General features: G+C 49.0%; 17 protein-coding genes. All 17 read left to right on the top strand.

Translation table 11 applies throughout. The features are described from left to right. The first annotated feature begins 1 nt into the window (after position 1). A complete protein-coding gene (locus tag ACZ5KY_RS06015) occupies positions 2 to 1,375 on the top strand; it encodes a sigma-54 interaction domain-containing protein (RefSeq protein WP_464242998.1) in 1,374 nt (457 codons plus the stop codon). A 212-nt stretch (positions 1,376 to 1,587) separates the two neighbouring features. After that, entirely contained in the window at positions 1,588 to 1,995 is a 408-nt protein-coding gene (locus ACZ5KY_RS06010) for a NifB/NifX family molybdenum-iron cluster-binding protein (RefSeq protein ID WP_464242997.1), read from the top strand. A 1-nt stretch (position 1,996) separates the two neighbouring features. Continuing rightward, complete coding sequence (locus tag ACZ5KY_RS06005; protein WP_464242996.1) at positions 1,997 to 2,308, top strand: DUF5320 domain-containing protein; 312 nt, start codon at positions 1,997 to 1,999, stop codon at positions 2,306 to 2,308. Between the two features lie 64 nt (positions 2,309 to 2,372). Continuing rightward, a complete protein-coding gene (locus ACZ5KY_RS06000; protein WP_464242995.1) occupies positions 2,373 to 2,735 on the top strand; it encodes a NifB/NifX family molybdenum-iron cluster-binding protein in 363 nt (120 codons plus the stop codon). A 2-nt stretch (positions 2,736 to 2,737) separates the two neighbouring features. Continuing rightward, positions 2,738 to 3,622, top strand: coding sequence for an ATP-binding protein (locus tag ACZ5KY_RS05995; protein ID WP_464242994.1), 885 nt, complete (start codon positions 2,738 to 2,740; stop codon positions 3,620 to 3,622). Further along, entirely contained in the window at positions 3,619 to 4,506 is an 888-nt protein-coding gene (locus ACZ5KY_RS05990) for an ATP-binding protein (protein WP_464242993.1), read from the top strand. Before ACZ5KY_RS05995 ends, ACZ5KY_RS05990 begins: the two co-directional genes overlap by 4 nt. A gap of 17 nt (positions 4,507 to 4,523) precedes the next feature. Then, on the top strand, positions 4,524 to 4,856 hold the full coding sequence (locus ACZ5KY_RS05985; RefSeq protein ID WP_464242992.1) for a NifB/NifX family molybdenum-iron cluster-binding protein: 333 nt from the start codon (positions 4,524 to 4,526) through the stop codon (positions 4,854 to 4,856). Further along, entirely contained in the window at positions 4,846 to 5,271 is a 426-nt protein-coding gene (locus ACZ5KY_RS05980; protein WP_464242991.1) for a PaaI family thioesterase, read from the top strand. The genes ACZ5KY_RS05985 and ACZ5KY_RS05980 overlap by 11 nt, the downstream gene beginning before the upstream one ends. 139 nt (positions 5,272 to 5,410) lie before the next feature. Further along, positions 5,411 to 5,719: a 50S ribosomal protein L21 gene (gene rplU / locus ACZ5KY_RS05975; protein WP_464242990.1), complete on the top strand. Its 309-nt coding sequence runs from the start codon at positions 5,411 to 5,413 to the stop codon at positions 5,717 to 5,719. An 11-nt stretch (positions 5,720 to 5,730) separates the two neighbouring features. Further along, positions 5,731 to 5,985 carry a 50S ribosomal protein L27 gene (gene rpmA, locus ACZ5KY_RS05970; RefSeq protein WP_464242989.1) on the top strand — a complete coding sequence of 85 codons (255 nt, stop codon included), beginning with the start codon at positions 5,731 to 5,733 and terminating at the stop codon, positions 5,983 to 5,985. A gap of 122 nt (positions 5,986 to 6,107) precedes the next feature. Beyond that, the gene (gene obgE, locus ACZ5KY_RS05965) at positions 6,108 to 7,124 is read left to right on the top strand and encodes a GTPase ObgE (RefSeq protein WP_464242988.1); all 1,017 of its coding nucleotides are present in this window, start codon (positions 6,108 to 6,110) and stop codon (positions 7,122 to 7,124) included. A 17-nt stretch (positions 7,125 to 7,141) separates the two neighbouring features. Then, positions 7,142 to 8,278, top strand: coding sequence for a glutamate 5-kinase (gene proB, locus ACZ5KY_RS05960; protein WP_464242987.1), 1,137 nt, complete (start codon positions 7,142 to 7,144; stop codon positions 8,276 to 8,278). A gap of 41 nt (positions 8,279 to 8,319) precedes the next feature. Continuing rightward, entirely contained in the window at positions 8,320 to 9,576 is a 1,257-nt protein-coding gene (locus ACZ5KY_RS05955) for a glutamate-5-semialdehyde dehydrogenase (protein WP_464242986.1), read from the top strand. A gap of 53 nt (positions 9,577 to 9,629) precedes the next feature. Next, positions 9,630 to 10,283: a nicotinate-nucleotide adenylyltransferase gene (gene nadD, locus ACZ5KY_RS05950; RefSeq protein WP_464242985.1), complete on the top strand. Its 654-nt coding sequence runs from the start codon at positions 9,630 to 9,632 to the stop codon at positions 10,281 to 10,283. Between the two features lie 5 nt (positions 10,284 to 10,288). Further along, complete coding sequence (gene rsfS, locus ACZ5KY_RS05945) at positions 10,289 to 10,645, top strand: ribosome silencing factor (protein WP_464242984.1); 357 nt, start codon at positions 10,289 to 10,291, stop codon at positions 10,643 to 10,645. 8 nt (positions 10,646 to 10,653) lie between these two features. Beyond that, complete coding sequence (rlmH, locus tag ACZ5KY_RS05940) at positions 10,654 to 11,130, top strand: 23S rRNA (pseudouridine(1915)-N(3))-methyltransferase RlmH (RefSeq protein WP_464242983.1); 477 nt, start codon at positions 10,654 to 10,656, stop codon at positions 11,128 to 11,130. Positions 11,131 to 11,227: 97 nt separating this feature from the next. Beyond that, entirely contained in the window at positions 11,228 to 12,583 is a 1,356-nt protein-coding gene (locus tag ACZ5KY_RS05935; protein ID WP_464242982.1) for a tetratricopeptide repeat protein, read from the top strand.

The following is a 12,583-nucleotide window of genomic DNA, read 5'->3' as shown; positions in this document are numbered from 1 at the left end:
CATGGAGAGCAAGCCATTCGACACCGTCGGCACCTCAACGGAGGCGATCCTCGAAAGCATCTGTGATGGTGTTTTTACTGTTGATAGCGAATGGCGTATCACCTCCTTCAACCGTGCTGCCGAGCAGATCACTGGCACCAGCCGTGAACAGGCGATTGGTCAACGCTGCTCTGAAGTGTTCCGTTCGAGTATGTGTGAAGCCAACTGCGCGCTGCGTCAAACCCTTGAAAGCGGTCAGCCGATCATCAACCGTTCGGGCTATATCATCAGCGCTACGGGCAAAAAGGTACCAATCAGTATCTCCACTGCGGTACTGCGCGATAAAGAGGGCATAATTATCGGTGGCGCTGAAACCTTTCGTGACTTAAGCGAGGTCGAGGCACTACGCAAACAGCTCAAAGGGCGCTATCAACTCGGCGACTTGATTAGCCACAGCCCAACCATGCACGACATTTTCAACCTGATCGCGGCCGTCGCATCGAGCAATGACACCACGGTTCTTATTCAGGGAGAAACAGGAACGGGCAAAGAGCTGGTGGCGAAAGCGATCCACACCTTAAGTGCTCGAAAAAGTGAACCCTTTATCGCCCTCAACTGCGGCGCTTTGCCCGACAACTTGCTTGAATCAGAACTGTTTGGTCATAAAAAAGGGGCGTTTACTGGCGCGACAACAGACAAGCCGGGCCGTTTTTCCTTAGCGGGAAAAGGGACCCTTTTTCTCGACGAGATTGGCGAGATCAGCAGCGCGTTACAGGTACGACTGCTGCGTGTGTTGCAAGAACATAGCTATGAACCGCTTGGAGCCACCAAGTCACAAAAAAGCCACGCACGCATTATTGCTGCCACCAATCGTAACCTCACCGAGATGGTCAAAGCGGGAACATTTCGTCAAGATCTATTCTATCGAATTCAAGTGGTGCAAATCGACCTGCCCCCTCTGCGTGAGCGGATGGAAGATATCGCCCTATTGACTGAACATTTCATCAGCCACTTCAATCAATTACTCAACAAACAGATCACAGGACTCAGCCCTGAGGCGATGACGTGTCTCGTCGCTCATGATTGGCCGGGCAATGTGCGCGAGCTAGAAAACATCATCGAACGCGCTTTTGTTATCTGCCCCGATTCCGTTATCGCCAGACGCCACCTACCGGTGGCCCTACAAGCCGCTATCCCACGAGATGAACCTCACCTCGATATGCAAACCCACCGCGATAGTCACGAACGGCAACTTATCGTCAACGCCTTGGAACGCAATCATTACAACCGGACCGCTGCGGCCCGCGATCTCAATATTCACAAAACGACCCTCTACCGCAAAATCAACGCCCTCGCTATCCCTCTACCTGACACGGATGGCCGCCGAAAACCGTAGCACTAGCGCACCACTGCACCAGCCAACCGTCTCACTATCGCTACGTTCCGCAACATCTCCCCCATTCGCACCACCACAAAAAAACTTAAGATAACAGCATGTTACGAAAATTCGTCTCACATGGCACACTGGTTGCTATATCACTACATGTAACGCAGGGAGTCGCTCTGCAACCAATGCACCACTCATGTTGATGAAACGAAAGCAACACAATGAAAGCAGCCTTCACTATTTGGGACGGAAGAATCGCCCCAGTATTTGATGTCGCCGGACAGATCGTTGTAATCCAACGCTCTGATCCACACGGCATGCAGCAGTGCACCTGTTTGCCAACGGGATCAGCAACGGAGAAAATACGGTTTCTTCATCAACAGCAGATTGACGTTCTAGTGTGTGGCGCGATGACCCAATCGACACAGCGCGTTGCCGAGGCACACGGGATCGAAGTCCTACCTTTTATTGCCGGCTGCCAACAAAAGGTAATGGAGTGCTGGCTTAATGACCAGCCCTTTGAACAACACTTTGCCATGCCGGGCTGCAACGGCCGTTGTCGTCAGACACGACAGCGCTGTCGCCGCGGACGAGGTAAAATAAACCACTTCAAACAAGGAGAACCATAAAATGCCAAACAACGATAGAACAGGCCCAAACGGAATGGGATCGCAAACAGGGCGCGGTGCAGGATTATGTAACGATGGCGCAAATAGCGAGTCAAACAACAGCCTAAACGGGCAACGAATGGTTCGCCGCCAAGGAATGGGTCGCTGCCAAGGCGGACAAAAAGGTCAAAAAGGGCAAAGAATGGGAGGCGGTCAATTCAGAGGAATTAGCCAACTTGACAACAATCCGACAGCATCCGAACTGGGATTACAACAACAAATGAACGCGCTACAAAAACAACTCGAAACTCTTAGCGAAGCATTAGTTAAATAAATACAACCATCCCGTCGTCACGGATTGATGGCGACGGGGACACCATTGATAGGATTACATTATAATGAAAATTGCATTGACCACCACAGGTGACACTCTTGATGCCGACCTCGACCCCCGATTTGGCCGGGCGAGTCGGTTCTTAATTTACGATTGTGAACAGGAAAACTGGGTCACCATTGATAATAACCAAAACCTCAACGCTGCTCAGGGTGCAGGAATCCAAGCGGCGACAACCCTATGTAAAACCGGCGCAACAGTGCTGATAACAGGCCACTGTGGACCGAAAGCATTTAAGGTTCTCACTGCAGCTGGGGTAACAATTTATCCATGTAAAGCAAAGACCCTTACCGAGGCTTTGGAACAATTCAATAATCAAGAGTTAACTGAAACGAACGCAGCAACCAACGAAGGGCACTGGATTTAACCATGAAACTGTCCGCCCCGCAAACCACTGCTCAACCCATGAAACTCGCCATCGCATCGGGCAAAGGGGGCACAGGAAAAACAACGTTAGCGGTTGCTCTCGCTCAAGCGTGCTTAAGTCCTGTCCATCTTCTCGATTGCGATGTTGAAGAACCAAACAGTCACCTGTTTATTTCGCCTCACTTTGGCAAACAACAGCCAGTGACTGTCGCTGTCCCACAGATTGACGAATCGCTGTGTAGCCACTGTGGCCAATGCGCTGATTTTTGCCAATTTAATGCTATTGTCTCCCTGCCAAAACAGACGATTATTTTTTCGGAGTTGTGCCACAGTTGTGGCGGCTGCGTCCTAATTTGCCCAACCAAGGCTCTCACTGAAACAGATAAAAAGGTTGGTACCATTGAGCGCGGCCAAAGCGATCACATTACATTAGTTAAGGGAACCATGGATGTCGGCCAAGCGATGTCTCCTCCCGTGATTCGGGCAGTAAAAAAACAGTCCAACCCGAAATATTTGACGATCATCGATTGCCCACCGGGAACATCATGTCCAATGATTACCGCGGTACGAGATGCTGATTTTGTTCTGCTGGTCACTGAGCCGACCCCTTTTGGCTTGCATGATTTAACCTTGGCCGTGGAAACGCTACGCCAATTAAAACTCCCCTTTGGCGTTGTGCTCAATCGTTCCGACATTGGTGATCAAGGGGTGGTCAACTACTGCCGTGAGGAACCAATACCGATCATGCTACAGATTCCTGATGCACGGGAAGTTGCGGTCGCTTATTCGCGCGGCAAAGGATTACTTGATGCCCTGCCAGAATTAAGACCACAACTACAACGATTATTGAATACGATTTCCCAGCGCCAACAAGGAGGGCAAATATGAAAGAAATTGTCATCATTAGTGGCAAAGGGGGAACAGGAAAAACAAGCATCACCGCAGCATTTGCTGCTCTAGCCAATAAAGAGGCCATCCTCGCTGATTGTGATGTCGATGCGGCGGACATGCACTTGCTTCTCGCGCCAGTGCCACGCCAGACCCACTCTTTTTTTAGTGGTCATCGCGCCGAGATTGTCACCGAAACATGCAGCCAATGTGGAAAATGTGTACCACTGTGTCGGTTTGAAGCGATCACCAGCGAACCCAAAATTGAAATTATTCCATCGGCGTGCGAAGGCTGTGGCGTATGCGTACACATGTGCCCCGAACATGCCATCACCTTCGATGAGCAGCGCTGCGGAGAATGGTATCAATCGGACACCCGTTTTGGTTCACTGGTTCACGCCCGACTTGATATTGGTGCTGAAAACTCAGGAAAACTCGTCAGCCTCGTCCGTAAAGAGGCCCGCAACTTGGCGTTTAAGAATGGGTGCGAATTGATCCTCGTTGATGGCCCACCAGGGATCGGCTGCCCCGTTATCGCCAGCGTTACGGGTGCCGATGCTGTGTGCATCATTACCGAACCTACCTGTTCAGGTCAGCACGACCTGCAACGACTGCTAACGCTAACCAAGCATTTTGATATTCCCACATTTTTAACTGTCAACAAGTGGGATATCAACCCTGAAATGACCGCGACGATTCAACATGAAGCGCTCAAACAAGGGGTAAAATTATTAGGAATCATCCCTTACGACAACGAAGTGACCGCCGCGCAAGTAGCAGCACAAACCATTATTGAGCGAGACGAAAACTTTGCCGCAACAGCAATTACTGAGGTCTGGAACAACCTGTGTGACTACCTTAAATTAATCAATACCACTCTTTAACAACTCTGGAGAACCAAATGAAAATTGCAATTCCAACCGCTCAAGGAAAACTGGCCATGCATTTTGGCCACTGCGAAACATTTACCCTAATTAATGTCGACGACAAAAACATCACCACAACTGAAGAGGTTCAGGCTCCAGCCCACGAACCGGGACTGTTACCACGCTGGTTAGGTGAAAAAGGGGTGACCCACATCATTGCTGGCGGCATGGGTCAAAAAGCACAACAACTGTTTGGCAACCAAAACATCAATCTCATTATCGGTGCACCAGCCGAAGCAGCCAGCGAACTGGTGACACGCTACCTCGCTGGAAACTTAACCACAGGGATCAATCTCTGTGACCACTGATCTCCTCGCTGGTGTGCAGGAGGGAACAGGTCACGATCGCTGCCTAATGTGTGGAAACAATAACCCGCTGTCGTTCAAACTAGATTTTGATTGTGATGAGAACAACCGTGTCAGCGCGATCTTCCAAGGTCACGTGTGGTTGCAAGGCTACAGTGATATTTTGCACGGCGGGATTACCAGTGCACTGCTTGATGCTGCGATGACAAACTGTCTATTCAAACATAAGATTAAGGCAGTAACAGGCGACCTACGCATCCGTTTTTTGGCACCTATCCCTTGCGATGCCTGCGTTGAACTCACAGCGTTTTTAGAATCGCAAACACCACCGCTCTATGTCGTCAAAGCCGAACTCAGCTACAACGGTCAAGTGATGGCACGAGCGAAAGCAAAATTTATGAAATTTTCACCGCTATAAATTCACATCCATCAAACCTCAAATAGTGCAAGACAATTAACAGCGAGAAGACAAAAAGTACTTGACATAAACGTAATGGAACAGATAAAGTACGCCGTTACGAATAGAACGAAACATTTTGAGAGCGAGGTGAAAGCACATGTATGCGGTGATTATGACCGGAGGAAAGCAGTACAAAGTATCCGAAGGTGACACATTGAAAATTGAAAAAATCGCGGGTTCAGTCGGTGAAACGATTGAAATCAACGAGGTCCTCATGGTCGGCGGAGAAGAGGTTCAAATCGGAACACCTCTATTGCCTGGCGCAAAAGTAACTGCTCGTATTGTTGAGCAGGGTAAAGACAAGAAAATAATCGTCTTTAAATCTAAGCGTCGTCAAGGGTATCGCAAGACCTATGGACACCGTCAGACCATCACTCGTCTGAAAATTACAGGCATTGAAGCTTAAGGAGGCAACTCATGGCTCACAAAAAAGCAGGCGGCAGTTCCAAGAACGGCCGCGACAGTGCTGGTAAACGCCTTGGCGTGAAACGATTCGGTGGTGAAGATGTGACCGCTGGTTCAATTCTAGTACGCCAGCGCGGTACCACCTTCCATCCTGGCAACAACGTTGGCTGCGGTAAGGATTATACCCTTTTCGCACTCATTGACGGTGTTGTTAAGTTTGAACGTAAGGACAAGAAACGACAAAAAATTAGCATTTACGCTAACTAAGTCAACTCTTGCAGCACAAATTGGAAGGCCCGAAGTTCGTCGTTAGAACTTCGGGCCTTTCTGTGTTAAGTTTAACCCATCTAATTTAATTTTAGAATCACCCTACTTGGATACCCAGCACCATGCGATTTGTCGATCAAGTTAAAATAAATATCAAAGCAGGCGATGGTGGCAAAGGCTGTCTGTCGTTTCGTCGTGAAAAATTTATCCCTCTCGGTGGTCCCGATGGCGGCGATGGCGGCCATGGCGGCACAGTTTATCTGCTCACCGATTCGAGCCTAACCACCCTACTCGACTTCCGCTATAACGCTCACTATAAAGCGGGCAACGGTGTCCACGGCATGGGCAAACACAAGCATGGCAAAATGGGTGAGGATTTAGTAATTAAACTCCCCCCTGGAACCTTGGTCTACAACGCAGATACCGACGAACTCATCGTCGACCTAACTGAGACCAATCAAAAATACAAACTGATTGATGGCGGCATCGGAGGCCGTGGCAACGCTCGTTTTGCCACCAGCACCAACCGCGCCCCTCGCCATACGCAGCCAGGCTTTCCAGGTGAGCACATCACCTTGCGTCTTGAGCTGAAACTCATCGCCGATGTTGGTTTAGTTGGCATGCCAAATGCGGGCAAATCCACCCTAATTCGTGCGGTATCGTCAGCGCGACCCAAGGTCGCAGATTACCCCTTTACCACATTGGTACCGAATCTTGGCGTAGTGCGCTATGCCGGATTTAAATCCTTTGTTATGGCCGACATCCCTGGCCTTATCGAAGGTGCCAGCGAGGGCCACGGCTTAGGTACACGATTCTTACGGCATGTGGAGCGAACCGACTTCTTCCTCCACCTTGTTGATTTAACCACAGCACCAGAGGATGATTACCTGTGTCACTTTAACACCATCAACAATGAGTTGAAGCGTCACGATGAGACCATGCTCAAAAAACCACAGATTGTGATCCTGACCAAAAACGATGTCACGGAAGTTCGAGAACTCGCCAAAAAGGTGACGCCTCTATTCGAAGAACTAGGCTATCCTGTTTTTTCTGTTTCAGCCATTACCGGTGACGGCATTAAAGAACTGGTTGACACAATTGGCTCTCGCCTTGACCAACTCCGCGACACAGACGCATAGAACTAGGACGTTACAGCATGCGTAAAACGCTCATAGCACCAGCAAAACGGATCGTTATTAAGGTTGGCAGCGCCGTTATCACCAACCCTAACGGCCTCAATCGTCAACGAATGGAATCGCTATCTGAAGAGATCTGCGCCTTACGGTGTCGTGGCTACGAGGTAATTCTCGTGTCATCAGGTTCTGTTGCCGCGGGAAAAGGGGATCTTGGCATTGTCGGTCGGCCAAAATCGATCCCCCTTAAGCAGGCAGCAGCAGCCATCGGGCAAAGCCGTCTCATGCGCTGCTACCGCACGGCGTTTCGCGGCCGCGGTGAAAATGTTGCCCAGATTCTGCTAACACGTGATGACCTCGCCAACCGCCGCCGCTACCTCAATGCGCGCAATACGCTCATGACATTGCTTGAGTATGGCGTTGTACCGATTATCAATGAAAACGATACTGTTGTTGTTGACGAAATTCGCTTTGGCGACAACGACAACTTGTCATCAATGGTTACCAGTCTGACTGAATCGCATCTATTGGTCATCCTTTCTGATGTCGATGGTTTATTCAACAGTGATCCACACAACAATCCCGATGCGGTTCTCATCCACGAAGTGGAGCGGATTACCGAAGAGATCGAAGGCATGGCGGGACTCAGCAGTAACGATATCGGTACTGGCGGCATGTACACCAAAGTCCGAGCAGCAAAACGTGCGACGATGAACGGCTGTGGTGCGGCGATCATCAACGGCCTCGAACCTGGTAATCTTGCCCGTTTTTTTGACGGCGAAGATATTGGCACCTACTTCATTCCAAGCACTCATCCTATGGCCGCTAAAAAGCACTGGATCGCTTTTACTAAAAAACCGCGCGGAAAACTGTTCATTGACCAAGGTGGATTTAATGCCATCGTCAGCGATGGTCGCAGCTTACTCCCCGCTGGTGTCAAAGGTGTTGAGGGTGGTTTTGATCGCGGCGACGCGGTTCGATTATGTGATAGCGATGGCAACGAGTTTGCCAAAGGGGTGATCAACTACACCCTGGCTGAGCTATTACAAATCATGGGCAAAAAAACATCTGAAATTGAAACCGTTCTCGGCTATAAATATGGTGATGAAATCATTCACCGCGACAACTTGGTTTTGACCCAATCAGAAGATAAAGAATAACGAGACTAACAATCCATCCTGAATTTAAAAGGAGATGAGCGATGAGCGTCGCACAACATATTCAAGAACTTTCTTGTGAAGCAAAGCAGGCCGCAAACATTATGGCCAACCTATCCACGTCAGTGAAGAACGATCTCCTCTGCCGCATGGCTGACGCTCTAGAAAACGACGCGCCCCATCTCCAACAGGAAAACGAAAAAGACCTCAATGCAGCACGTGCAAACGGCCTAGCTCCTGCGATGATTGACCGTCTGGTTCTCAACGACGACCGTATTAAGGCGATGGCAGATGGCCTCCGTGAAGTGGCGAGCCTTCCTGACCCTGTCGGTGAGGTCAGTGGCATGTGGAAACGCCCGAACGGTATCCAAGTGGGACGTATGCGGATCCCTCTCGGAGTGATTGGCATCATCTTCGAATCACGGCCTAATGTTACTGCTGATGCCGCAGCACTTTGTCTTAAAAGTGGCAATGCGGTCATTTTACGTGGTGGTTCAGAAGCGATCCACTCAAATAGTGCCATCGGATCCATTCTCAAATCGCAGCTCACAGCTCTCGGTCTGCCATCAGGCGCGCTACAAGTGATCACCACAACGGATCGCAACGCTGTCAGAGAGCTACTCAAACGCGATGAAGAGATTGACCTCATCATCCCCCGTGGTGGAGAAAGCCTAATCCGCTTTGTCAGCGAGAACTCTCGCATCCCTGTCATCAAGCACTATAAGGGGGTTTGCCATACGTTTGTTGATGCCGATGCCGATGCGGACATGGCGAGTGAAATTTGCCTGAACGCAAAAGTGCAACGTCCAGGGGTGTGTAATGCAATGGAAACACTCTTGGTCCATAAGGACATAGCAGAGACATTTATTCCACGCATCGCTCACGAGATGCAACAAAACAAAGTGGAACTACGCGGCTGCCCTGTCACATGTTCCCTTGCTCCATCTGCAAAAGCAGCCACTGCCGCAGATTGGGACGAGGAATATCTTGACCTCATTTTAGCTGTGCGCGTTGTCGATAACTTAGATGAGGCGATTGAACATATTCGCCAACATACCTCACTGCACACCGAGGTAATTATCACCAATAGCTACGCCAACTCTCAAAAATTTGTCCGCAGCGTTAACTCAAGTGTCATCATGGTCAATGCTTCATCACGTTTTTCTGATGGTGGAGAACTCGGCCTTGGTGCTGAGATAGGAATCTCGACGACAAAGCTTCATTCATTTGGCCCAATGGGTCTTGAGGATCTCACCACACGTAAATTTATCGTTTTCGGTGATGGTCAGGTTCGCCCCTAGCGTGCGCAGCACCGCTAACGACGAGCTCGCAGCAAGCACTTAAGGTGACAGCAATGAGAACAGGGATCATGGGCGGTACATTTAACCCCATCCACAACGGCCATTTAAAGTGCGCGGAAGAACTGCTGTCCACCTGTGAGCTTGATCGAGTCATTTTTATTCCTGCGGCGCAGCCTCCCCACAAAAACAACAGCGACATTGACCCATTTAAACATCGTTTATCAATGACCAAACTGGCGGTATCTCCGTATCAACATTTTGAAGTGAGCGATGTCGAAGCCCAGCGCGACGGCAAAAGCTATACGGTTGAAACTCTTGCTATTCTGCATCAGCTCTATCCCGATGATCAGTTCTATTTTCTGATTGGAATGGACTCGCTTAACACCATCCACACTTGGCACAATTACTCACAACTGTTTGAGCTATGCCACCTTGTTGTCGCTCGTCGCCCTGGGGTGAAAATGCCAGCATCAGATACGGCGCTGCCCGTTGCTATCCGCCATCAGTTCTGTTATGATTCTGAACTTAAATCATTTTGTCACAGTAGTGGACAAAAATTGATCTTTCTTGAGCAGACATTTCTTGATATCTCCTCAACTCAGATCAGAGACAATGTAGCCAACAACCTATCGGTTAGCACACTGCTTCCCGCTACTGTTGCTGAATATATCAAAACGCACCATTTGTATGTGCGTCCAGAAAGGTAAAAACATTGGAATCAGATCGCCGCGCCCTTTTATGCGCCAAATATTGCCTCGACCGCAAAGCTCTCGACTTAAAGATTCTCAAAATCTCTGAGCTTTCGGCACTAACGGATTATATCGTTTTGGCATCAGGAACATCAGATCGTCAAGTTCAAGCGATTGCCGAATCGGTACGCTTAAGCTTCAAAGAGGAATACAACCTTGCCCCCCTTGCTGTTGAAGGGATGAACGAGGGCCGCTGGGTACTCCTCGACTACGGTGATGTCATGGTTCATGTTTTCCAACAAGATGTGCGCAAATTCTACGATTTAGATGGCCTGTGGATTGAAGCAACAGAGCTTGCCATCCCTGAAGAGCTCCACTAGAGGCCCAAGTGAAGATCACCCTCATTTGCGTCGGAAAACTCTCACTGCCCTTTATTAAACAAGGGGCAGAAGAGTACGAACAACGCCTCAAGCGATTTACACCTCTAAACATTATTGAATTAAAAGAGGAAAAAAGAGGCGGTAAAAAAGCGGATGTCAACTTTATCCGCCAAAGTGAAGCGGAACAGATCCTGGCAAAAGTTCCGAACGGTGCCTACCTAATCGGCTTAGACGAAATCGGTAAACAGGCCAGTTCAGAAAAATTTGCTAAAAAAATTGAGCAACACATGAACCAAGGCACAGCCAACATCTGCATCATCATTGGTGGGGCTTATGGGCTGACCGACAAACTCAGAAAACAATGTAACGAGCTACTTTCGCTATCTGAGATGACATTTACCCATCAGATGGCTCGATTGTTTTTACTTGAACAGATCTACCGGGGCTTCACGATTATACGCAACGAGCCCTATCACAATCGGTAATGAGGACGCAACACAAGCGCTTAATGCTTAAACATATGTTCGGCGAACGTGTCGACTACATTTTAATTTATCGGGTTTACACCCACTGGAGGACCGTATGACTCTCATGTCATTTCTTCTCGTTGTTATCATGTTTCTGGCGTTTTTTGTCTTTTTCTCGGGGATCAACCCGCAGGAGATGACCATTTTTTTCATGCCAGACAACTCTGTCACCTATCCGGTTACTGTCATTGTTATTGGCTGCGTTCTTGTTGGCCTTTTTATTGGTTACGGTTTCCACCTTTACGGTGCAGTCAGTTTTGGCTTGCGTTCATGGTTGCGTAGCCGGACGGAAAAAAAGTCCAAAGAGATCGATACGGTTTACCGTGATGGTGTTGGCCGCCTCCTCTCTGGCGACATTAAACGCGCTCATAGCCTGCTGCAAAAGGCCATTGATAAAAACCCCAACAAGGTCGAAAGCTACATTGCTCTCGCCAGTGTTTTCAGCCAAGAGGGTGACACACAAGGGGCCGTGGCTTTACTGCGTAAGGCAAAGAGCATCAACGGCAAAAGCCTTGAAGTTCTGTTTAAGTTAGCGGCTACGTACAAAACACTCGATCAAGATGATTCGGCGTGCAAAGAGTACGAAGAGATTCTTGAGCAGGAAAAAGACAACCGCAAGGCGATCCGAGCTCAACGCAATCTGCACATGAAGCACCAACGCTGGGAGGAAGCGCAAGAGCTACAAAAGCGCCTTCTTAAGGCAGGCCTAAGCGGCAACCGTATTCAAGAAGAAAAGGAGAAAATGCTCTCCATTCGCTACGAAGTGGCCAAGCAGAAAATGGCTAACGATGACAGCGAACAAGCGGTTGCAACACTCAAGCAAATCATTAAAGAGAGCCCTAACTTTGTTTCTGCTCGTGTCACCCTTGGTGATGCCTATCTGATGGCAGAAAACAATGATGAAGCAGCAAAGATATGGCAAGAAAGTTACAACAAGCTGGGCCGCAGCGTATTTCTTTCACGCCTTGAAAACCTTTACATTCAGCTTGAAGATCCAAAATCACTGCTTGAATTCTACAGCAACGCGCTGTCGGTGCGTTACAACGACCTCGTATTACGATTCTTTTATGGCAAATTGTGTTTACGACTTGAGATGGTAGATGAAGCGCTGGAGCACATTTATATTGTTGAAAGTTCGGCACCAGACTTCCCACAAATCCACTTCTTGCTTGCTGAAGCTCACCGTCGACGGAATCGTATCGATGAAGCGATTGCTGAGTACCAAAAAGCGTTGGGCGTAGACAATCAACTTAGCCTAGGATACGTGTGTGACGGCTGCGGGACAACTTCACAGGAGTGGATGAGTCGCTGTGACGATTGCGGAACTTGGGGTAGCTACAGCATCGCCTTCCGTACAATGATCGAGGATCGTGAAGTGATCTCTCCCATCGTCCCTCAGGCGGGAGCTTAA

It is taken from the genome of Desulfuromonas svalbardensis, assembly GCF_055389415.1.
The sequence above is the reverse complement of the archived record's forward strand: the minus strand, read 5'-3'. Positions and strand labels throughout refer to the sequence as shown.